The organism is Paraburkholderia strydomiana, from assembly GCF_046030495.1.
Classification (GTDB): Bacteria; Pseudomonadota; Gammaproteobacteria; order Burkholderiales; family Burkholderiaceae; genus Paraburkholderia; species Paraburkholderia strydomiana_A.
In genome coordinates this window covers 1-20,798 of the sequence record NZ_JAQQCJ010000036.1, presented here as the reverse complement: position 1 = coordinate 20,798, position 20,798 = coordinate 1, and the positions used below count along the sequence as shown (strand labels likewise).

17 protein-coding genes are annotated in these 20,798 nt (G+C 63.4%); 13 read left to right on the top strand and 4 right to left on the bottom strand.

Translation table 11 applies throughout. The features are described from left to right. The 12 genes from PQQ53_RS32050 (at position 1) to PQQ53_RS31995 (ending at position 16,195) form a co-directional block, all read left to right on the top strand. Positions 1–1,299 carry an extracellular solute-binding protein gene (locus tag PQQ53_RS32050; protein ID WP_408148938.1) on the top strand — a complete coding sequence of 433 codons (1,299 nt, stop codon included), beginning with the start codon at positions 1–3 and terminating at the stop codon, positions 1,297–1,299. A gap of 59 nt (positions 1,300–1,358) precedes the next feature. After that, on the top strand, positions 1,359–2,276 hold the full coding sequence (locus tag PQQ53_RS32045; RefSeq protein ID WP_408148940.1) for a carbohydrate ABC transporter permease: 918 nt from the start codon (positions 1,359–1,361) through the stop codon (positions 2,274–2,276). Between the two features lie 3 nt (positions 2,277–2,279). After that, entirely contained in the window at positions 2,280–3,125 is an 846-nt protein-coding gene (locus PQQ53_RS32040; protein ID WP_408148942.1) for a carbohydrate ABC transporter permease, read from the top strand. A gap of 100 nt (positions 3,126–3,225) precedes the next feature. Then, on the top strand, positions 3,226–4,356 hold the full coding sequence (locus tag PQQ53_RS32035) for an ABC transporter ATP-binding protein (protein WP_408148944.1): 1,131 nt from the start codon (positions 3,226–3,228) through the stop codon (positions 4,354–4,356). 264 nt (positions 4,357–4,620) lie between these two features. Beyond that, positions 4,621–7,026 (top strand): glycoside hydrolase family 3 N-terminal domain-containing protein, encoded by a 2,406-nt coding sequence (locus tag PQQ53_RS32030; RefSeq protein ID WP_408328600.1) that lies wholly within the window; start codon positions 4,621–4,623, stop codon positions 7,024–7,026. A gap of 85 nt (positions 7,027–7,111) precedes the next feature. Then, positions 7,112–7,879, top strand: coding sequence for a D-xylose 1-dehydrogenase (gene xylB / locus PQQ53_RS32025; protein ID WP_408328597.1), 768 nt, complete (start codon positions 7,112–7,114; stop codon positions 7,877–7,879). Further along, entirely contained in the window at positions 7,876–8,760 is an 885-nt protein-coding gene (locus PQQ53_RS32020; protein ID WP_408328594.1) for an SMP-30/gluconolactonase/LRE family protein, read from the top strand. Before xylB ends, PQQ53_RS32020 begins: the two co-directional genes overlap by 4 nt. A 164-nt stretch (positions 8,761–8,924) precedes the next feature. Then, positions 8,925–9,920 (top strand): LacI family DNA-binding transcriptional regulator, encoded by a 996-nt coding sequence (locus PQQ53_RS32015; RefSeq protein ID WP_408328591.1) that lies wholly within the window; start codon positions 8,925–8,927, stop codon positions 9,918–9,920. Between the two features lie 217 nt (positions 9,921–10,137). After that, positions 10,138–11,541, top strand: coding sequence for an MFS transporter (locus PQQ53_RS32010; RefSeq protein ID WP_408328588.1), 1,404 nt, complete (start codon positions 10,138–10,140; stop codon positions 11,539–11,541). 27 nt (positions 11,542–11,568) lie between these two features. Beyond that, positions 11,569–13,353 carry an IlvD/Edd family dehydratase gene (locus PQQ53_RS32005; RefSeq protein WP_408156373.1) on the top strand — a complete coding sequence of 595 codons (1,785 nt, stop codon included), beginning with the start codon at positions 11,569–11,571 and terminating at the stop codon, positions 13,351–13,353. 78 nt (positions 13,354–13,431) lie between these two features. Next, positions 13,432–14,619, top strand: a complete 1,188-nt coding sequence (locus tag PQQ53_RS32000; RefSeq protein WP_408148957.1) for a fumarylacetoacetate hydrolase family protein — start codon at positions 13,432–13,434, stop codon at positions 14,617–14,619. Positions 14,620–14,752: 133 nt separating this feature from the next. Further along, on the top strand, positions 14,753–16,195 hold the full coding sequence (locus PQQ53_RS31995; protein WP_408148959.1) for an aldehyde dehydrogenase family protein: 1,443 nt from the start codon (positions 14,753–14,755) through the stop codon (positions 16,193–16,195). Positions 16,196–16,503: 308 nt separating this feature from the next. Here the strand turns inward: PQQ53_RS31995 and PQQ53_RS31990 are convergent, their stop codons facing one another. Together PQQ53_RS31990 and PQQ53_RS31985 are read right to left on the bottom strand one after the other, a co-directional pair. Next, positions 16,504–16,773 (bottom strand): DUF4148 domain-containing protein, encoded by a 270-nt coding sequence (locus PQQ53_RS31990; protein ID WP_121324558.1) that lies wholly within the window; start codon positions 16,771–16,773, stop codon positions 16,504–16,506. Between the two features lie 219 nt (positions 16,774–16,992). Next, positions 16,993–17,904, bottom strand: a complete 912-nt coding sequence (locus PQQ53_RS31985) for a LysR family transcriptional regulator (RefSeq protein ID WP_408328584.1) — start codon at positions 17,902–17,904, stop codon at positions 16,993–16,995. A gap of 173 nt (positions 17,905–18,077) precedes the next feature. Here PQQ53_RS31985 and PQQ53_RS31980 point away from each other — a divergent pair, with 173 nt between their 5' ends. Continuing rightward, on the top strand, positions 18,078–19,178 hold the full coding sequence (locus PQQ53_RS31980) for an NAD(P)H-dependent flavin oxidoreductase (RefSeq protein WP_408328620.1): 1,101 nt from the start codon (positions 18,078–18,080) through the stop codon (positions 19,176–19,178). A 142-nt stretch (positions 19,179–19,320) separates the two neighbouring features. On the opposite strand, the gene PQQ53_RS31975 is transcribed toward PQQ53_RS31980, so the two are convergent. Both PQQ53_RS31975 and PQQ53_RS31970 read right to left on the bottom strand, forming a co-directional pair. Beyond that, entirely contained in the window at positions 19,321–19,557 is a 237-nt protein-coding gene (locus PQQ53_RS31975; RefSeq protein WP_408148963.1) for a tautomerase family protein, read from the bottom strand. Positions 19,558–19,618: 61 nt separating this feature from the next. After that, positions 19,619–20,329, bottom strand: coding sequence for an SDR family NAD(P)-dependent oxidoreductase (locus PQQ53_RS31970; protein WP_408156365.1), 711 nt, complete (start codon positions 20,327–20,329; stop codon positions 19,619–19,621). Between the last annotated feature and the right edge of the window lie 469 nt (positions 20,330–20,798).

Sequence of the window (20,798 nt, the reverse complement as noted above, 5' to 3'; positions counted from 1 at the left end):
ATGGCGTACCCGGCTTTTTTTAAAGCGCGGTCAATTGTCGGCGCCACGGCGCTCGTATGCTCGCTGTCAGCAGTCGTATCGACAGCCGCATTCGCACAATCGGGCAAGACGATTACGGAGTGGGATCAGCAAACCAACGTCACGTCGAGCAAGGTGCTTCGGGATGCGGCAGACCGCTTCGAGCATCAGAATCCCGGCTACAAGGTCGAGGACTCGCACGTCCTGAACGAAGCCTACAAGACCAAGCTGAAGGTGGCTTTCGGCGCCGGCGAGCCGCCGTGCGTGTTCGAATCGTGGGGCGGCGGTCCGCTGCATGAATATGTGAAGGCCGGCCAGGTGGTCGACCTGACGCCGTATCTGCAGAAAGACCCGGCTTATCGCAACCGCTTCATGCCGACCTCCTGGCATGCGGTGACGTTCGGCGACAAGACATATGGCGTGGCGGCGGAAAATGCGTCCGCGGCCGTGATCTTCTACAACAAGGATCTGTTCAAGCAATACAACCTGACGCCGCCGCAAACGTGGGATCAGTTGATGCACGTCGTGCAGGTGCTGACCTCGCACGGTATCGCGCCGTTCGCGCTGAGCAACAAGAACAAGTGGACCGGCTCGATGTACTACATGTACCTCGTCGACCGGATCGGCGGCCCCGAAGTCTTCCGCAAGGCAGTGGATCGCGCGCCGGGCGGCAGCTTCGCGGACCCGGCTTTCGTCGAAGCGGGCAAGTACATCCAGCAACTCGTGAAGGCGGGCGCTTTCGCGCAGGGCTACAACGGCCTCGACTATGACGTCGGCGCATCGCGTCGTCTGCTGTATTCGGGCCGCGCCGCGATGGAACTGATGGGCGGCTGGGAAGCATCGACGATCCAGAACGAAAATCCGGCGTTTGCGAGCAAGCTCGATTTCTTCCCGTTCCCGAGCGTGCCGGGCGGCAAGGGCGATCCGCGCGACGTGATCGGCACGGTCGGCGACGGCTTCATGAGCATCTCGACCGAGTGCAAGGACCCGGCAGCGGCGTTCAAGCTGATCCAGACGATGACCGACGACACCTCGATGCACGGCCGCGTGCTCGACAAGAAGATTCCGCCGGTCAACAACATCAGCATCAGCGATCCGTTCCTGAAGCGTCTGCAAACCTTGATCGCCGACGCGCCGAACGTACAGCTCTGGTACGACCAGGAGTTGCCGCCGAAGCTGGGCGAGCTGCACAAGGATACGTCGCAGGCGCTGTTCGGCCTGTCGCTGACGCCTGAAGCGGCTGCGCAACAAATGGAAGCCGCCGCGAAGGCGGGAAGCTAACCCGTAGTCTGAAGAGGAGCCCGGCTCGCGTCGTTCGACGCGGGCCGGACACACGATCTGTGAATATTGCAATTTCCACTGCGCCCGCCGAGCGGGCGCGTATTTCGTCGCAGTGGCTGGTCATCACAGTGTTTCTCGCCCCCGCTGTGCTGCTGCTGGCGATCTTCCTGCTGTACCCGTTGCTCTCCAGTCTGCGGCTTTCGCTGGTCGACTGGACCGGGCTCGGTACGCATTCACGCTTCGTCGGGCTCGCCAACTGGATTCAGCTCGCTCAGGACACGGTTTTCTGGCGCTCGCTCTGGAACAACGTGATTCTCGCGCTCGCGTCGATCGTGATCGAGCTGCCCATTTCACTCGCGCTGGCCGTGCTGCTGGACAAGGCGGGACGTGGCTCGCGCATGCTCAAGATTCTTTATTTCCTGCCGCTGCTGATGTCGAGCGTCGCGATCGGCGTGCTGTTCAAGAACGTCTACGACCCGAACTTCGGGCCGCTGAACGCCGCGCTGCACGCGATCGGCCTCGATTCGCTCGCGCAGGACTGGCTCGGCGACACGCGCTTCTCGCTCGCCTCGACGATCGCGGTGATCTGCTGGCAGAACGTGCCGTTCTACATGATCCTGTTCCTCGCCGGGCTGTCGTCGATGCCGGCCGAGTTGAACGAGGCGGCGCGTCTCGATGGCGCCTCCGAATGGACCATCTTCTGGCGCATCAAGCTGCCCCATCTGCAAGGCGCGATCCGCACGGCGGTGCTGCTGTCGGTGCTCGGTTCGCTGCGTTATTTCGATCTGATCTACGTGATGACGGGTGGTGGTCCGGAAGGCTCGTCGGAACTGATGGCCACTTACATGTACCGGACCGTGTTCAGTTCTTTCCAGCTGGGCTACGGCAGCACGATCGGGTCTGCGATGTTCATCATCGTCTCACTGGTTGCGGCCATTGCATTACGCATGACGCGTCGTTACGAAACGGAAGTTTGAAGCATGGCCACTGAAACGAATCGCCTTCATTTTCCAAAGATCCGCATCGGCGTGCCGTTGCTGGCGCTGATCTGGCTCGCGGTGACGACGCTGCCGTTCATCTTCGTCGTGGTGACGAGTCTGAAGACGCAGGAAGAAACCTTCTCGGAGCCGGTCTGGGCGCTGCCGATCCACTGGTACTTCGGCAACTACCTGGCCGTGTTGCGCGGCCCGTACCTCACGTATTTCGCCAATAGCGTTTTTGTGGTCGGTGTCTCCGTTCTGCTGATCGTGCTGCTGAGCGCAATGGCGGCCTACGTGTTCGCACGCTTGCGCTTCCGTTTGAACAAGCTGCTGTTCGGGCTGGTGATTGCGGGAATGATCGTGCCGCTGCACGCCACGCTCGTGCCGATCTACCTGTTGACCCGCAACCTCGGTCTGTACGACACCCAGTTCGCGTTGATCGGGCCGTACGTGGCGCTCAGTTTGCCGATCTCGATCTTCATCCTGACGGAGTTCATGCGCCAGATTCCGCACGAGCTCGAAGAAGCCGCGCAACTCGACGGCTGTGGTCCGTTCAAGATCTTCTGGCGCATCTTCTTTCCGCTCTCGACGCCGGGACTCGCGACGGTCGCCATCTACAACGGCATCGCGCTGTGGAACGAGTTCATCTTCGCGTACATGCTGACCTCGACTCCGCCGCATCGCACGCTGCCGCTCGCCGTGTGGGATTTCCAGGGGCATTACTCGTCGAACATTCCGGCGATGCTGGCGGTCGTCACGATGACGTCGTTACCGCTCATCGTGGCCTACGCATTCGGCCAGGAGCGTTTGATCAAGGGCATGATGGCCGGCTCCCTGAAGGGCTGACGGGCCGATGACGAACCGGGTCACGCCGGCCTGCATGGACGGCAGGACCAGTCGGGCTGAAGAACGCCCGGCAATTTAACTGCGAAGAACACAACGAGCTATGGCAAGCATTACCCTGACAAAAGTACAGAAGGCGTACGAAGGCAATTCGCCGATCATTCGCAACGTCCATCTCGAAGTCGGCGAGAACGAATTCTGCGTGTTTCTCGGGCCGTCGGGATGCGGGAAGTCGACGCTGTTGCGCATGGTCGCCGGACTCGAATCGATCACCGAGGGCGAGTTGCGCATCGACGGACAGTTGATGAACAACGTGCACCCGTCGGAGCGCCGTGTCGCGATGGTGTTCCAGAACTACGCGTTGTATCCGCACATGAGCGTCTACGAGAACATGGCGTTCGGGCTGCGTCAGGCGAAGATGGACAAGGCGACGATCGACAGCAAGGTGCGCCGCACCGCCGCCGCGCTGCAACTCGACGGCTTGCTGGAGCGCCGTCCTGCCGCGTTGTCGGGCGGGCAGCGCCAGCGTGTGGCGATCGGCCGGGCGATCGTGCGCGAGCCGGGCGTGTTCCTGTTCGACGAACCGCTGTCGAATCTGGACGCGGCGTTGCGCGTGCAGACCCGCATCGAAATTGCGCGCCTGCACCGCGAATTCCGCCGCGCGAGCGCGATTTACGTCACGCACGACCAGATCGAAGCGATGGCGCTCGCCGACAAGATCGTGCTGCTGCACGCCGGCGCGGAAATGGAGAAGCACGGCAGCATCGCGCAGATCGGCGCGCCGCTGGATCTGTATCACCGGCCGAAGAGCCGCTTCGTGGCCGGCTTCATCGGCTCGCCGAAGATGAATTTCCTGCCGGGCGTAGTCACGGCGATCGACGACAAAGGTCTCGAAGTGGAACTGACGACCGGCGAGCGGGTGCGCACGCACGTGGACGGCCGTAAAGTGCGCGTCGGCACGCACGTCACGCTGGGCATCCGGCCCGAACACCTCGGTCTGCCGTCAGGCCAGCCCGGTGCTCAAACGATCCGTTGCGCGGTACGCCTCGTGGAGCGCATGGGCGAGCACAGCTACGTTCATATCGACGGCGGCAGCCGGGATGGCAACGCAATGATCGCCAAGTTGCCGGGCGACGGCGGCGTGACGCACGATGAACGCATCGAGCTCACGCTCGCACCGGACGCATGCCACGTGTTCGACGACCAGGATTTCGCGCTGCCGCGTCTGCACTGAGCATCGCCTTCCAGGCGACGAGGCCGCGTCGGCGACGCAGCCTCCGGCGGTGCAGTCAAGCTGCTTCGTCACGAGATCGAGGTAACGGATTTCGAGTCTCTTGATACTGAATTTATTCAGAGGACTACGAATTTCTGCAAGGAATGTGAAATTGCGAGGCGAGGATTCATCTGAAGCAACACCGCCTCTGCATTTGCGATGAAAAACGGATTTGTCGGCGCCTCGCGCGCTCTGTACACCAGAATCATTAAAAGGAGTTTCTTGATGTTGCTTCGCCAAAGTGAAGTTCCGCTCTACCGCAATCCCGGGGCTGCCATCGAGGAGCGCGTTTCCGATTTGCTCGCGCGCATGACTCTGGACGAAAAAATTGCCCAGCTTCACGCCGCGTGGCTGAAGCTGTCGTCCGACGGCAATCACGAAGCGCGTACGGTGGATTTCGCGCACGGCGACGGCGCCATCACGGTGGAAACGATCCTTCAGCACGGCCTGGGTCAGATCACGCGCCCGCTCGGCACGCACACGGTCGATCCGAAAGAAGGCGTGCGCGCGCTCAATGCGTTGCAGCGGCAGATGGTGGAGGACACCCGCCTCGGTATCCCGGTGATGTCCCACGAGGAATGTCTGGTCGGCCTGATGATCAAGGACGCGACGCTGTTTCCGTCGCCGCTGAACTATGCGGCGACGTGGAACCCGCGTCTGGTCGGGCAGGTGGGCGAGATCATCGGCGAGCAGGCGCGCTCGATCGGTTGCCATCAAGGACTCGCGCCGGTGCTCGACGTGTCGCGCGATCCACGCTGGGGCCGCACCGAGGAAACGCTCGGCGAAGACCCGTATCTGGTCGGCGTGCTCGCGTGTCATTACGTGAAGGGGCTGCAAGGCGAACGCCGCGATCTGCTCGCGACGCTCAAGCATTTCGTCGGCCATTCGGCGAGCGAGGGCGGCCGTAATCATGCGCCCGTGCATGTCGGTCCGCGCGAACTCAACGACGTGTTCATGCTGCCGTTCGAAATGGCGGTCAAGCTCGCGGACGCCGGCTCGATCATGCCCGCGTATCACGACATCGACGGCGTGCCGTGTCATGCGGACCGCACGTTGCTGCAGGACACGTTGCGCGACAAGTGGGGCTTCGACGGCCTCGTCGTCGCGGACTATGCGGCGGTCGATCTGCTCTACAGCCACCATGCAGTCGCACGCGACAGCGCGGCGGCCGCCGCGCTCGCGTTCAACGCGGGACTCGACGTCGAGTTGCCCGGCCACGAGTGCGCGCTGCATCTGAAGGAAGCGCTCGCGCGCGGCGAGATCAGCGAAGCGACGATCGATACTGCCGTTTCGCGCGTGCTGCGCGCGAAGTTCCGTCTCGGCCTGTTCGAAAATCCGTATGCCGATCCGGAGAGCGTGGATGTGAAAAGCGAATCGGCCGGCGACACGGCATACCAGGTGGCGCTCGAATCGGCGGTGCTCCTGCGCAACGAAGGCGGCGTGTTGCCGCTGGACGCGAAAGGCGCGGCGAAGGTCGCGGTGATCGGCCCGACCGCGGACGACCCGTTGGCGCTGCTGGCCGGCTACAGTTTCCCGGTCCACCTGATCAACTCCGGCGAGCAGTCGGTCGCATCGATCAGCACGCCGCTGAAGGCGCTGCGCGCCCTGCTCGGCGACGAGCGGGTGATTCACGCACGCGGCTGCGACATCATCGCGGAGCGCCGTGCGGGTGCGCCGGTGTTCCCCGGCGACGTATCGCTGGACACGATGGCCGACGCGAACCGGGACGAGCTGATCAGCCAGGACACCGGGCGCATCGCCGCAGCGGTCGAAGCCGCACGGCAGGCGGGGGTCGCGATCGTGTTCGTCGGCGATCTGGCCGGGCTGTTCCAGTCCGGTACGGTGGGCGAAGGCTCCGACACGGACAGCCTCGATCTGCCGGGCGTGCAGCAGGCGTTGCTGGCGGCGGTGGTCGATAGCGGCACGCCGACGGTCGTCGTGATGACGGGCGGGCGGCCGTACAATCTCGGCGGTCTGGAAGACCGGATCGCCGCGCAGATCATGGCCTTCGCGCCGGGCGAGCGCGGCGCCGAAGCGCTCGCCGATCTGCTGGTGGGCCGCGCGAATTTCACGGGCCGCCTGCCGTTGTCGGTGCCGAAGAGCGCCGGAGCCGTGCCGTACACGTACAACCATCGGCTCAAGAGCGCCGGTACGCCGGTCGCCTATCATTTCGGCTGCCGCTACCCGTTCGGCTTCGGACTCAGCTACACGCAGTTCCGTTATGGCAATCTTGTGGTTGCGCAACGCGAAGTGCCGATCGGCGACGGCACGGTCGAACTCGGCTTCACGGTCGAGAACACCGGTTCGAGCGAAGGCACCGAAGTCGTGCAGATTTATGTGCGCGACCGGCTGGCGTCGTCGGCGCGGCCGGTGCGCGAATTGAAGGCCTTCGCCCGTGTGCCGCTGGCCGCAGGCGCCTCGGCCCAGGTTCGCGTGCGCATTCCTGTCGACATGCTGAACTTCACCGATGGGCGCGGAGAGCGTATCGTCGAGCCGGGCGACTTCGATCTGATGGTCGGAAGCTCGAGCCGCGATATTCTGCTGAGCGACACGGTGACGGTCGCGGGCAACGCGGTGCGAACGCTCGAACGTGACTGGCGCATGGTGAGCGAGGTCGAGGTCCTGGCTTAACCGGCGGCATGTCGAAGATGCGTCCGGCCGGGGGCGGCTGGACGCCATGTATTCGTTGTCATACTCGGAACAAGTGGAATATCAGATGTCGTACGCAATCTATCCCAGTCTCTCAGGCAAGACGGTTGTCATCACCGGTGGCGGCAGCGGCATCGGCGCCGCGATGGTCGAAGCATTCGCACAGCAGGGCGCGCGCGTGTTCTTCCTCGACGTCGCGGAGGGCGACTCGCTCGCGTTGCAGGAAGCGCTGCGCGACGCGCCCCATCCGCCGCTGTTCCGCCGCTGCGATCTGCGCAGCGTCGACGCGATCCAGAGCACGTTCGCCGAGATTATGGAACTCGCCGGGCCGATCGAGGTGCTCGTCAACAACGCGGGCAATGACGACCGGCACGAAATCGAGGCCGTCACGTCGACCTATTGGGACGAGCGCATGGCCGTGAATCTGCGGCACCAGTTCTTCTGCGCGCAGGCGGCAGCAGCCGGCATGCGCAAGATCGGGCGGGGCGTGATCCTGAATCTGGGCTCGGTCTCCTGGCACCTCGCGTTGCCGAATCTCGCGATCTACATGAGCGCGAAGGCGGCAATCGAAGGGCTGACGCGCGGCCTCGCGCGCGATCTCGGCGATGCCGGCGTCCGCGTGAACTGCATCATTCCCGGCGCGGTTCGCACGCCGCGTCAGATGCAGCTGTGGCAGTCGCCCGAGAGCGAGGCGAAGGTCGTCGCGAGCCAATGCCTGCGCTTGCGCATCGAGCCCGAGCACGTCGCGCGCATGGCCTTGTTCCTTGCATCCGACGATGCATCGCGCTGCTCCGGCCGCGATTATTTCGTCGATGCCGGGTGGTATGGAGAATGAAAGTCCGTCTCCCTGAGTGCCTCTGGCCGGTCAATGCCGAACTTGGCGAAGGCCCGCTGTGGCAGGCCGCGGAAAACGCGGTCTACTTCGTCGATATCAAGGGCCGCCATATCCATCGTCTGACGGTCGACACCGGAGAAACGCAGACGTGGCGGGCGCCGAACCAGCCGGGTTTCATCGTACCGCTCGCTGATCAGGCCTTTGTCTGCGGGCTGCCGGACGGCCTCTATCGTTTCGATGCGGGCAGCGGACAGTTCAGCAAGCTCAAGGACGTCGAGCCGCACCTGCCGGACAACCGCCTGAACGACGGCTTCGTCGATGCCGGCGGCCACCTGTGGTTCGGCTCGATGGACGACGGTGAAGAACAGCCGAGCGGCACGCTGTACCGCGTCAGCGACGCCGGCGAAGTGGCGGCTCAGGACAACGACTACGTGATCACCAACGGCCCGGCCATGAGCCCGGACGGCCGCACGCTCTATCACAACGACACCATGCGGCGCGTGGTGTATGCGTTCGATGTGAACGAAGACGGGACGTTGTCGGGCAAACGCATCTTCGCCGCGATTTCCGGCGACGGCCACCCCGACGGCATGGCCGTCGACGCCGACGGCTTCGTGTGGGTGGCGCTGTTCGGCGGCTGGCGTATCGAGCGTTTCTCGCCCGATGGCAAGCTGGTCGAGCAGGTGCCGTTTCCGTGCGCCAACGTGACGAAACTCGCTTTCGGCGGCGACGATCTGCAGACTGTCTATGCAACGACCGCGTGGAAGGGATTGTCGCCGGCAGAGCGCGAGCGGCAACCGTTGGCCGGTGGCCTGTTTTCGTTTCGCGCGCCGGTGCCCGGCCAGCCTCAGGCGCAGTGCACACGGGGCTTTTCGCAATAGACCAGAAAGCGGAACGCGCGTGAGCCCGGCATCCGACGCAATGTGCGGGCGAGGGTGAAACCTCGCCCCGTGCCGGGTGCCGCCAGGTATCATGTGCGTTCCGTGACTTCCGCGCACTCGCAGTGATCCCTACCATGACGTCCAGGCCGCCTGTCCCGCCCCGCATGTCCGATGTTGCCGAACGCGCCGGCGTGTCGAAGATGACCGTGTCGCGCGTGCTGGCTGGACGCAGTGTGTCGCAGGCCACGCGCGAGAAGGTGCAGAAGGTCATCGACGAACTGGGGTATGTGGCCGATGCGGCCGCCGGCGCATTGTCGTCGGGGCGCTCTGAGTTCGTCGCGGTGCTGGTGCCGTCGCTGTCCAGCTCCAACTTCTCCGACACGGTGCGCGGCCTCACCGCCGCGTTTAGTCCGCATGGTCTGCAATTGCTGCTCGGCGATACCGACTACCGGCACGAGCAGGAAGAGCTGCTCGTGCGCTCGATGCTGCGCCACCAGCCGCGCTGCGTCGCGTTGACGGGCGGCCGGCACACCGAGGCGACCCGCACGCTGTTGCGGCGCGCGGGTATCCCGGTCGTCGAAATGTGGGACCTGCCTGCCGATCCGATCGACACCGCAGTGGGCTTTTCGAATGCCACGGCGGCGCGCGCGATGGTTCGGCATCTGCATGAGTGCGGCTATCGGCGGATCGGTTTTATCGCCGGGGCGAGCGAGCGCGATCGGCGCGGTCTCGACCGGATGCGCGGCTATGTCGCCGAAATCAAGGCGCTCGGGCTCGGCGAGCCGCGCGTGATCCGCCTTGGCGAATCGCCGATCACGATGAGTCACGGCGCACCTGCCATCGGGGCGCTGCTCGAGGCGTGGCCCGATACCGACGCCGTGATGTGCGTGAGCGATATGTCGGCGTTCGGCGCGATCATGGAGTGTCACCGGCGCGGGTTGTCGGTGCCTGGCGACATCGCGATTGCCGGTTTCGGCAACTTCGAGGTGTCGTGGTGTTGTCAGCCGAGCATCACCACGGTGTCGGTCGATGCCTACGGAATCGGCTTGCGGGCCGGCGAGACCTTGCTCGCGGCACTGGCGGCGCGCGAGGCGGGGCAGACGTCGCGCACGAAAGCGGTCAAGATCGACTTTGAGGTAATTGCTCGGGACAGCGCCTGAGCCACCGGCTCGGCGCCAGCCGCGGCTGACTCCCCAGGCCGTATTTCACGCAGAAAGTCAGGGATATCCCTTGGTTGTTCAGATGATGAGCCACGCGTAATATCCGGATTCAGAAATGTTACCGGTAACTTAGATCGGGGACGATACAGCGGCCTACGTGGCACGCGGCTGTGGCGCCCGGGACATTTCCCAGAAAAATACGCTGATGGAGATTTGAATGACCACTGTGCCGTCCGCCGTCGCCGCGACTTCCGCGGGGAGCAGCGAGTTTGAAGAAAAGACCTATCGCAAGGTCGTGCGCCGTCTGTTGCCGGTGCTGTTGCTGTGTTACGTCGTGGCTTATCTGGATCGGGTGAACGTCGGCTTCGCGAAGCTGCAGATGCTCGACGACCTCGGTTTGTCCGACACCATGTACGCGATCGGCGCCAGCGTTTTCTTCTGGGGCTACTTCATCTTCGAAATTCCGAGCAACGTGTTCCTGCATCGCTACGGCGCACGCTTCTGGATCGCGCGGATCATGTTCACGTGGGGTCTCGTGTCGATGGCGCTCGCGTTCGTTGAGCCGCTCGCGCGTCTCGCGCATGTCGAAACCGCGACGATGTTCTACACGCTGCGCTTCCTGCTCGGGATCTGCGAGGCCGGTTTCTTCCCCGGCGTCATTCTTTATCTGAATTACTGGTTCCCGGCACATCGGCAGAGCCGCGTCATGTCGGGCTTCCTGATCGCGATGCCGGTCAGCCTGATGCTGGGCGGCGTGGTGTCCGGCTGGTTGATGGACCACACCGCGGGCCTGTTCGGCTACCAGGGCTGGCAGTGGATGCTGCTGATCGAAGGCGTGCCGTCGCTGTTGACCGCGTTCGTCGTGTACTTCTCGCTCGATGACGGCATCGAGCGCGCACGCTGGCTCACGCCGCAAGAAAAGAGCCTGCTCGCGGCGAATCTGCAGCGCGAGAGCACGCACAAAACGGCGCGCTTCGGATCGGCGGTGCGCGATCCGCGCGTGTGGCTGCTGGTGGCGATTCTGCTGACCTTCAACACGGGCTTCTACGGCCTCGCGTTCTGGCTGCCGTCGATCATCAAGGCGACCGGTGTGCAGGACCCCTTGCATATCGGCTTGCTGACGGCTATTCCTTATGGTGTGGCGATCATCGCGACGCTCGCCAACGCGGCGCATTCGAAGAAAACCGGTGAACGGCGCATGCACGCGGCGATTCCGGCGCTGATCGGCGGTCTCGGACTGATTCTGAGCGCGGCGTTCGCGCATCACATCGTATTGGCGATCACGTTTCTCACGATCGCCACGGCGGGGATTCTCGCGTTGATGCCGATCTACTGGACGTTCCCCGGCCAGTTGCTGTCGGGGGCGGCAGCGGCTGCGGGTATCGCGATGATCAACGCGATCGGTAACCTGTCAGGCTTCACGGGCTCGATGATCACCGCCGTCGCCAAGAACCTGACCGGCGATATCAACAACGGTACGTATGCGCTGGGCGCGTGTCTGCTGGTCAGCTGTATGCTGATCCTGCTCGTGCCGCGCAGCATGCTGACACGGGCGGCGCCCGCCGGGGACGGCAAAGCCGCCGCTCAGGCGGACGCGCCGGGCAGCACGCAAGCGGTTTAACTTCCTCAAGACAGAGAGACAAGCAACATGTCAGCATCCACACCGCGCCGGCTGAGAAGCCAGGAATGGTTCGACGACCCATCGCACGCGGATATGACTGCGCTCTACGTCGAGCGCTTCATGAACTACGGCCTGACGCGCGAAGAACTCCAGTCTGGCCGGCCGATCATCGGCATCGCGCAGACGGGCAGCGACCTCGCGCCGTGCAACCGGCATCACATCGAACTTGCGGCGCGCACGAAAGCAGGCATCCGTGACGCGGGCGGTATTCCGATGGAGTTCCCGGTTCATCCGCTCGCCGAACAGAGCCGCCGGCCGACCGCCGCGCTCGACCGAAATCTTGCCTATCTCGGCCTGGTCGAAATCCTGCACGGCTTTCCGCTCGACGGCGTCGTGCTGACCACCGGCTGCGACAAGACCACGCCCGCCTGTCTGATGGCGGCGGCCACCGTCGACATGCCCGCGATCGTGCTGTCGGGCGGCCCGATGCTCGACGGCTGGCACGAAGGCAAGCGCGTCGGCTCGGGCACGGTGATCTGGCATGCGCGCAATCTGCTCGCCACGGGCGAAATCGACTACGAAGGTTTCATGCAGCTGACGACCGCGTCGTCGCCGTCGATCGGACACTGCAACACGATGGGCACCGCGCTGTCGATGAACAGCCTCGCCGAGGCGCTCGGCATGTCGTTGCCCGGTTGCGCGAGCATTCCGGCGGCGTATCGCGAGCGCGGCCAGATGGCATACGCGACCGGCAAGCGCATTGTCGACCTCGTGCGTGAAGACGTGCGGCCGTCGCACATCATGACGAAAGAAGCGTTCGAAAACGCGATCGTGGTGGCGTCGGCGCTGGGTGCGTCTAGCAACTGTCCGCCGCATCTGATCGCGATTGCGCGGCACATCGGCGTCGAACTGAGTCTCGACGACTGGCAGCGAGTGGGCGAGCAGGTGCCGCTGATCGTGAACTGCATGCCGGCGGGCGAGTATCTCGGCGAGAGCTTCCATCGCGCGGGCGGCGTGCCCGCCGTATTCCACGAGCTTGCGAAGGCGAACCTCGTCCACGGCGACTGTCTGACCGTAGCGGGCCGGACCATCGGCGAAATCGCTGCGGGTGCGCAGACCGGGGACCGCGACGTCATCAAGACGACTGAAGAGCCGCTCAAGCATGGCGCAGGGTTCATCGTGCTGTCGGGCAACTTCTTCGACAGCGCGATCATGAAGATGTCGGTGGTCGGCGAGGCTTTCCAGAAGACCTATCTGAGCGAGCCCGGCAAGGAGAACATGTTCGAAGCGCGAGCAATCGTGTTCGACGGTCCTGAGGACTACCACGCGCGCATCAACGACCCGTCGCTCGAAATCGACCAGCACTGCATTCTGGTGATTCGCGGTGCCGGGACCGTGGGATATCCGGGCAGCGCCGAAGTGGTGAACATGGCGCCGCCGGTGGAACTCGTGCGTCAGGGCATCACCTCGTTGCCGACGCTCGGCGACGGCCGGCAAAGCGGCACGTCCGCGAGCCCGTCGATTCTCAACATGTCGCCAGAAGCGGCAGTGGGCGGTGGACTCTCGCTGCTGCGCACGAACGACCGCATCCGCGTGGACCTGAATTCGCGCAGCGTCAACGTGCTGGTCGACGAGGACGAACTCGCGCGGCGCCGGGAAACGGCGACGTTCTCGATTCCGCCGGCGCAGACACCCTGGCAGGAACTGTACCGCCAGACGGTGGGCCAACTCTCGACCGGCGGCTGTCTCGAACCCGCGACGCTGTATCTGAAGGTGATTGCCGAGCGTGGCAATCCGCGGCATTCGCATTGAAATGCAGGTTGCAGAGCCGGGCTCGGATTCGAGCCCGGCTCTGCCCGTCTTCCAACTTTCCTGAAGAAATCCATTCCCATGTCCGCAACTTCTCAATCCAGTTTCCTTCCGGTTGACCTCGATCAGGCGCTGCTCGTGGGTCGTGTGTGGCGCAAGACCGATCAGCATGAAGGTCCGTGCGTGGTCGTCGTGCGCGGCGGCGAAGTGTTCGATATCACCGCCACCGTGCCGACCACGGCCGATCTGTTCGACCGCGAAAACGCCGCGCGCATCGCGCGGACCGCACCGGGCGTGTCGCTCGGCAGCGCGGCGCAACTGATCGCGGCCAACCTGCCGGGCGCGGTCGCGCCGGCCGTGCAGCTGCTCGCCCCGTGCGACGTGCAGGCCATCAAGGCGTGCGGTGTGACGTTCGCGGTCAGCCTGATCGAACGCGTGATCGAAGAGCAGGCGGGCGGCGATCCGGCAAAGGCGAAGGAGGTCCGCGAGACCATCGCGTCGACGATCGGCACGGACCTGTCGAAAATCAAGCCGGGCTCGGACGCCGCGATGAAGCTGAAGGCCGAACTCGAGCGGCGTGGCGCGTGGTCGCAATACATGGAAGTGGGCATTGGTCCGGACGCCGAAGTATTCTCGAAGTCGCAGCCGATGTCGTCGGTCGGCTTCGGCGCCGACGTGGGGCTGCTCGCGGCTTCGACCTGGAACAACCCGGAACCCGAGATCGTGCTGGCGGTGAATAGCCGTGGCGAGATCGTCGGCGCGACGCTCGGCAACGACGTCAACCTGCGCGATATCGAAGGCCGCTCGGCGCTGTTGCTCGGCAAGTGCAAGGACAACAACGGCTCGTGCGCGATCGGCCCATTCGTGCGCCTCTTCGACGAAAGCTTCTCGCTCGACTCGGTGCGCACGGCCAGCGTCGCGCTGCGCGTGGAAGGCGCCGATGACGACTTCGTGCTCGAAGGCGTGAGCCACATGAGCGAAATCAGCCGCGATCCGGCGGACCTGGTCACGCAAACGTGGGGCCGGCATCACCAGTACCCGGACGGCTTCATGCTGTTCCTCGGCACCATGTTCTCGCCGATCAAGGATCGCGATGCGGCCGGCGGCGGATTCACGCATCACCTGGGCGACCTCGTGACGATTTCGACGCCGCAACTGGGCGCGCTGACCAACACGGTCCGCCTGAGCACCGACATCGAACCGTGGACGTTCGGCGTGCGCGCGCTTTATCAGAGTCTGGCGGCGCGCGGGCTGCTCGGCGCGGCCTGAGCCGTATCGAAGAACGTACGAGGGGCCGGCGCCTCGCGCGCGGCCCAGGTGTATTTCGAGTCGCCTCCGCCCGGACCTGACGATCAGGTCTTTCGTGCGGGGGCTTTATTCCGTATCGACGGGAGAAAGAGACATGAGCCAGTTTGCAAACTACATCGACGGACAATGGGTGGATGGCGCGAGCGTATCGCGCAACGTCAACCCGTCCAACCTCGACGACGTGATCGGCGAGTTCGCGCAGGCCGACGCCGAACAGACGCAACGCGCGATCAGCGCCGCGCGCAAGGCGTTTGTGCAATGGTCGCTATCCACGCCGCAGCAGCGTTTCGATCTGCTCGATCAGGTGGGCAGCACGATCCTCGCGCGCAAGGCCGAACTGGGTCGACTGCTCGCGCGCGAAGAGGGCAAGACGCTGCCCGAGGCGATCGGCGAAGTGGGCCGCGCGGGGCAGATCTTCAAGTTCTTTGCGGGCGAGGCGCTGCGCATTGGCGGCGAAATCGTGCCGTCCGTGCGCCCCGGTATGACGGTGGAAGTGACCCGCGAGCCGCTCGGCGTGATCGGCCTCATTACGCCGTGGAATTTCCCCATCGCAATTCCGGCCTGGAAGATCGCGCCGGCGCTGGCGTATGGCAACACCGTCGTCGTCAAGCCGGCGGACCTCGTTCCTGGCAGCACGTGGGAGCTCGTGAAGATCATCGCCGAGGCGGGCGCGCCGGCTGGCGTCATCAACCTCGTCATGGGACGGGGCTCGGTGGTGGGCGAAGCGCTGGTTTCTTCACCCGATGTCGATGCCTTGAGCTTCACCGGTTCTGTCGCGACGGGCCGTGCAATCGGCGCGAAATGCTTTGCGTCGGGCAAGAAATTCCAGCTTGAAATGGGCGGCAAGAACCCGATGGTGGTGCTCGACGATGCTGACCTCAACGTCGCGGTCGAAGCATGCATTAACGGTGCGTTCTACTCGACGGGCCAACGCTGCACGGCGTCGAGCCGCTTTATCGTGACCGAAGGTATTTACGACCGGTTCATCGACGGCATGAAAGCGCGCATGCAGGCTCTGAAGGTGGGCGACGCGTTGGCCGACGGCACGCACATCGGTCCGGTCGTCGACGACAAGCAGTTGCAGCAGGACGAGCGCTATATGGCCATTGCACGCGAAGAAGGCGGCACAGTCTTCGGCGGTGAGCGGGTCGAGCGCGACACGCGCGGTTACTTCCTCGCACCGGCGCTCGTCACCGACACGACGCCGGCCATGCGCATCAACCGGGAAGAAGTGTTCGGCCCGGTGGCCTCGGTCATCAAGGTCAAGGACTACGACGAGGCGCTTAAGGTCGCCAACGACACGGAATTCGGCCTCTCCGCGGGCATCTGCACGACCTCGCTGAAGTACGCGAGCCACTTCCGCCGTCACGTGCAGGCCGGCATGGTGATGGTGAACACGGCGACTGCGGGTGTGGATTATCACGTGCCGTTCGGCGGGCGCAAGGGTTCGAGCTACGGTCCGCGCGAGCAGGGCAGTTATGCCCGCGAGTTCTATACGACGGTCAAGACCGCGTATGTGAGTCCGGGCGCCGTCTGACGTTCATCGATCGAGCCGTTTGCGGATGAATGCGAGTGGTGGTGTTGCCTGCCGTTGTCGAACGAAGAATCTGCACGACGATTCGATGGCGAATGGCGACGCATTCGGCGTGGACGGCGTGAGAGTGGGAGTGCGCGGGGCAATGTACGTGGCCACCGAAGACCAGGAGATGCCGCCGGGAATCCGGAGGCGGAGGTTCTGAAACGAAACTGGCCCGCGAAAGCGGGCCAGTTTCGTTAAACGCGCGAGCCGTAGTGTGAGTACACGCTACGGCAAAGCGACAGCAGCTTTGCTTTCTGGCGGAAAACTTACTTGGCGACTGCCTGGCCTTGTTCCGACGAACCGCTGGCGACGCCGCCAACTGCGCTGTTCTGAGCGGCAACGCGCGCTTCAGCAGCCTGGATGTTGGCCGGATATTCGTTCGGGTTCGAGCGCGCGGGGTTGTAGCCAGCCTTTTCGATCTGAACCAGTTCTGCGCGAACTTGCGCACGGGTGAGCGGCTGGTTCGATTGGGCGAAAACGGCAACCGGGGCGGCAAGGGTAGCGGCGATAACGACGGCTTGAACGAGCGACTTCATGGTACGACCTCCAGAGATTTGTCTTGTTTGGACTGCAAACTCGTTTGTCTGCAGCGATGAAGACAGTCTAGAAGCGTGAAGTGTTAGGGTAAATACCTAATTCACGAAATCACTGTTTCACAAATCAAAACAATTGGGTGGTGAACGCCCTGCGGAAGCTCATGCTGATGCAATAAGTGCAAATATTGGGATTCTGAGGTATTGCGGCCTGCCTTACCGCTATGGGCCCAGTTTCTCTATCAGAAAGTCGACGAAGCTACGCACGCGCGACGAGAGGTGCCGCGCATGCGGATAAAGCAGCACGAATGGCCGCGAACAACCGCCATAAGGAATCAGCAACTCCTTGAGCGTCCCGTCGGCAAGATCTTTCTCGACGATAAACCGATACGTCTGGAAAACGCCCGCATCATGACGCGCCAAGGTCACTCCGGACAGGACGTCACCCGAAGATCCGTAGCCGCCTCGCGTCATCGTCTCCGTCACCTCGTTTTTATGCTTGAACAGCCAGGGGAGATTGCGGCCGCTGCTAGGCAACGCATACTGGATGCAGTCGTGGTGAGGCAGGTCGTCCGGCGTTTTCAGTTTGCCGGCTTTGCGCAGATACGCGGGCGAAGCGACGACCACCAGTTCGGCATCTTCGATCTTTCGCGCAATCAGGCCGGAATCGCCCGGGGCGCGTCCACGAATGGCGAGGTCGAAGCCCTCTTCCGCAAAGTCGATGTTGCGGTTGCTCAGGTGCGTTTCGATCGTGACGCCGGGATACCGCGCTCGAAATTCCGCGAGCAGCGGCAGCACACGATAGTGACCGTAGGGCGTCGGCATGCTGATCCGCAACACGCCAGTGGGAGTCGTCTGCTGGCCGGTCGCTTCGCGCTCGGCTTCCGCAAGCTGATTCAGCGCTTGCCGGCACTGTTCGAAGTATCGCCGGCCTGCATCGGTCAACCGGATCTGTCTTGTGGTCCGCACGAACAACCGGACATCCAGGCGCGTTTCCAGACGTGCGACCGAACGGCTGACGGCAGCCGGCGTGACGCTCGCGGCCGTCGCGGCAAGCGTGAAGCTCTCCAGTTCGGCGGCGAGACAGAACAGTTCGATACCGCCCAGAAGAACATCTTCGAATTGACGCTGCATGGTTTCGATGACCTGCTTTTGTCGCGTTTTTCTGGTCGGACAGAAGGGCACGCCAGGAAAGCGCAGTGTGAACGCGAGCGTACACACCGGACGGTGTGGTCGCCTTCGGCGCGAAGCGCGGGTGCTATACGATATCAGGGCTATATTGTAGAGAGCTTCGATGGGGGATAGACATGAACGAGCGGATTGACAAGCGGATGTTGCTGTCATTGTTGGGCATCGAGAAGCCGATCATCCAGGCGCCCATGGCCGGTGTCAGCACACCCGCGCTGGCCGCAGCCGTTTCCAATGCAGGTGGTCTCGGTTCGTTGGGTGTCGGAGCGATGAACGCCGCAGGAGCCCGCAAGGTCATCAAGGAGACCCGCGCGCTAACGGGCAAGCCGTTCAATATCAACGTCTTCTGTCATCGACCGGCGCAAGCGGACGAGGCGCTCGATCGGCAATGGTTGAACTGGCTCGCGCCATATTTCGAAAAATACGACGCCACACGGCCCACGTCGCTGTCGGAGATCTATACGAGCTTCGTGGCGGACCCGGCCATGCTGGATGTTTTTCTCGAAGAGAAGCCTGCGATCGTCAGTTTCCATTTCGGTTTGCCTTCTGCCGATGTGATCGCCGAACTGAGAAAGGCCGGCATCAAACTAATCGCGACTGCAACGAGCCTGGATGAGGCAGCGCGGGTTGCCGAGGCGGGCGTCGATGCGATCGTCGCACAAGGTATCGAGGCGGGCGGTCATCGCGGCATCTTCGAACCGGACGCAACCGATGACGGGTTGGGCGTGTTTGCGCTGACGCGCCTGCTGGTCAGGGAATGCCAGTTGCCGGTGATCGCTGCCGGCGGCATCATGGACGGCGCCGGGATCGCAGCGGCGCTTGCGCTCGGCGCGCAAGCCGCGCAGTTAGGGACGGCGTTTGTTGCTTGCCCGGAGACGTCGATCGACGAGGGTTATCGCCGCGCGATTCTCGCGGACGCGGCGCGCCACACGACCTTTACCACGGCGATTTCCGGTCGCGTGGCGAGAAGCATGGTGAACCGGTTCACGACACTCGGCAGCGACGCGCGCGCTCCGAAGCCGCCCGCGTATCCGATCGCGTACGATGCCGGCAAAGCGCTGCATGCTGCGGCGAAGGCGACGGGCGAGTTCGGTTACGGGGCACAGTGGGCGGGGCAGGCAGCCGCGCTCGCCAGATCGTTGCCTGCCGCAGAGCTGGTTGCGCAGCTGGAGCGTGAATTGAAGGAAAGCATCGGGCAACTGCGGCGGTTCGCGGGCTAGCAGTTCGTGCGGGAGCGATCGATTGTGGACGTGCGTTGCGGCTGGATGAGGGTACACGTCAAGGATAATCAGCCATCCTTGACGTGTGCCCCGGCTGCAATGCGGACTGCTGGCGCCTGAAGCAAAGGAGGCGCGCTAACGTTCAATCCGGCCTCGAACCACGCTGCTTGCGATAAGCCTCGACCGGCAACCCGCCCCAGCCCCAGTTCTCGGTCTCCACCTCCTGAATGACGACGAAGGTCGATTCGAGCGGCTTGTTCAGTACGTCGAGCAGCAACTGACTGACGCCCCCGATGAGCGCGGCTTTTTCGTCCGCGGTGACCGCGTTGTTGCCGGGCTGGGAGCCCTCACGGGTCACCTGAATTGTGACGATAGGCATGTTGATCCTCCGTAAATCTCGGTTGACTTGAAGGGCGCCGGCCGGCGGCGCCCGCGTGTGATCAGTGGCCGGCGCTCTGGCCGCCATCGACGTGCAGGATCTCGCCGGTCACGAACGGTGCAGCGTCAAGATACAGGACGGCGCCTACGACATCGCTCATCTCGCCCATGTGGCCGACCGGATGCAATGCGCCGAGCGCCTCGTGGGTTTCTTTCGCGTGCATCGGCGACTTGATGACGCCCGGTGAAACGGCATTGGCGCGAATGCCTTTCTTCGCGTATTCGATCGCGAGCGACTTCGTGGCTGCGTTCAGGCCGCCCTTGGTCAGCGAGGCCAGCACCGATGGCACGCCGTCGATGGCGTGGTCCGCGAGACTGGTCGTGATGCTGACCACGTGGCCGCTGCCATGCTTTTCCATTTCGGCGATGGCGAGTTGCGTGATATGGAAGAAGCCCGATACGTTGACGGCGATGAAGGTCGCGTAGTCTTCCGCGGTATAGCGGGTGAAGGGCTTGGCGATGAAGATGCCGGCGTTGTTGACCAGCGTGTCGATGCGGCCAAAACGGGCGACGGCTTCGGAAATCACCCGCTGCGCAGTAGCCGGATCGGCGATGTCGCCAGCCACGGTCAGGATGCTGGGGTCATCCGAAGGCTTGACCGAGCGTGCTGTTGCGACCACGCGATAGTCGAGTTTGCGAAACGCGTTGACCAGTTCGCCGCCAATGCCTTGCGATGCACCGGTAACGACGACGACTTTTTGTGACGTGCTCATGATTGAGGCTCCAGATAAGTTACTTGGATCAGATGCTGATCGGACCACGTGCTCCGATGGGTACGAAATCTAGGCGCATTGGAGCCAAACTCGAATACCCGTCATGGACAAACAGTCGTGCGTGCCAGGTACAAATGGATGAGCGAGGGTCGTGCTGTGGCGGCGCGCCGCGGTGGGGGAAACGTCTGAAGAATGACGCTATGCACAGGAGTGCTCGAGCTGAGCACTCATCGTTGATGAGCGCTCTACGGGTTACGTTCACACTCGGTCGTAGCGATTGAAGCGAATGTGGCGCGTTGAACGTCACGCCGACGACGACGGATGAAACGTGTGCGCGTCACGGCCATAAGACGATGGTGTCTTTGCGACGAGAGCAATCGACAGGCATGGCATTGCTCGTTTCTTTAGCGCGCCGTCGAGAGCTTCAAAAATATTTCACAAAGTGGGTTGACCGATAGGTTTTCGGTCT

Bases quoted from the DNA above. Each gene is read 5' to 3' on its own strand.
- PQQ53_RS31975 (WP_408148963.1), bottom strand. From the start codon at position 19,557: ATGCCTATCGTCACAATTCAGGTGACCCGTGAGGGCTCCCAGCCCGGC.
- PQQ53_RS32050 (WP_408148938.1), top strand. From the start codon at position 1: ATGGCGTACCCGGCTTTTTTTAAAGCGCGGTCAATTGTCGGCGCCACG.
- xylB (WP_408328597.1), top strand. From the start codon at position 7,112: ATGTCGTACGCAATCTATCCCAGTCTCTCAGGCAAGACGGTTGTCATC.
- PQQ53_RS32030 (WP_408328600.1), top strand. From the start codon at position 4,621: ATGTTGCTTCGCCAAAGTGAAGTTCCGCTCTACCGCAATCCCGGGGCT.
- PQQ53_RS32010 (WP_408328588.1), top strand. From the start codon at position 10,138: ATGACCACTGTGCCGTCCGCCGTCGCCGCGACTTCCGCGGGGAGCAGC.
- PQQ53_RS32015 (WP_408328591.1), top strand. From the start codon at position 8,925: ATGTCCGATGTTGCCGAACGCGCCGGCGTGTCGAAGATGACCGTGTCG.
- PQQ53_RS32035 (WP_408148944.1), top strand. From the start codon at position 3,226: ATGGCAAGCATTACCCTGACAAAAGTACAGAAGGCGTACGAAGGCAAT.
- PQQ53_RS32000 (WP_408148957.1), top strand. From the start codon at position 13,432: ATGTCCGCAACTTCTCAATCCAGTTTCCTTCCGGTTGACCTCGATCAG.
- PQQ53_RS31990 (WP_121324558.1), bottom strand. From the start codon at position 16,773: ATGAAGTCGCTCGTTCAAGCCGTCGTTATCGCCGCTACCCTTGCCGCC.
- PQQ53_RS31980 (WP_408328620.1), top strand. From the start codon at position 18,078: ATGAACGAGCGGATTGACAAGCGGATGTTGCTGTCATTGTTGGGCATC.
- PQQ53_RS31970 (WP_408156365.1), bottom strand. From the start codon at position 20,329: ATGAGCACGTCACAAAAAGTCGTCGTCGTTACCGGTGCATCGCAAGGC.
- PQQ53_RS32040 (WP_408148942.1), top strand. From the start codon at position 2,280: ATGGCCACTGAAACGAATCGCCTTCATTTTCCAAAGATCCGCATCGGC.
- PQQ53_RS31985 (WP_408328584.1), bottom strand. From the start codon at position 17,904: ATGCAGCGTCAATTCGAAGATGTTCTTCTGGGCGGTATCGAACTGTTC.
- PQQ53_RS32005 (WP_408156373.1), top strand. From the start codon at position 11,569: ATGTCAGCATCCACACCGCGCCGGCTGAGAAGCCAGGAATGGTTCGAC.
- PQQ53_RS31995 (WP_408148959.1), top strand. From the start codon at position 14,753: ATGAGCCAGTTTGCAAACTACATCGACGGACAATGGGTGGATGGCGCG.
- PQQ53_RS32020 (WP_408328594.1), top strand. From the start codon at position 7,876: ATGAAAGTCCGTCTCCCTGAGTGCCTCTGGCCGGTCAATGCCGAACTT.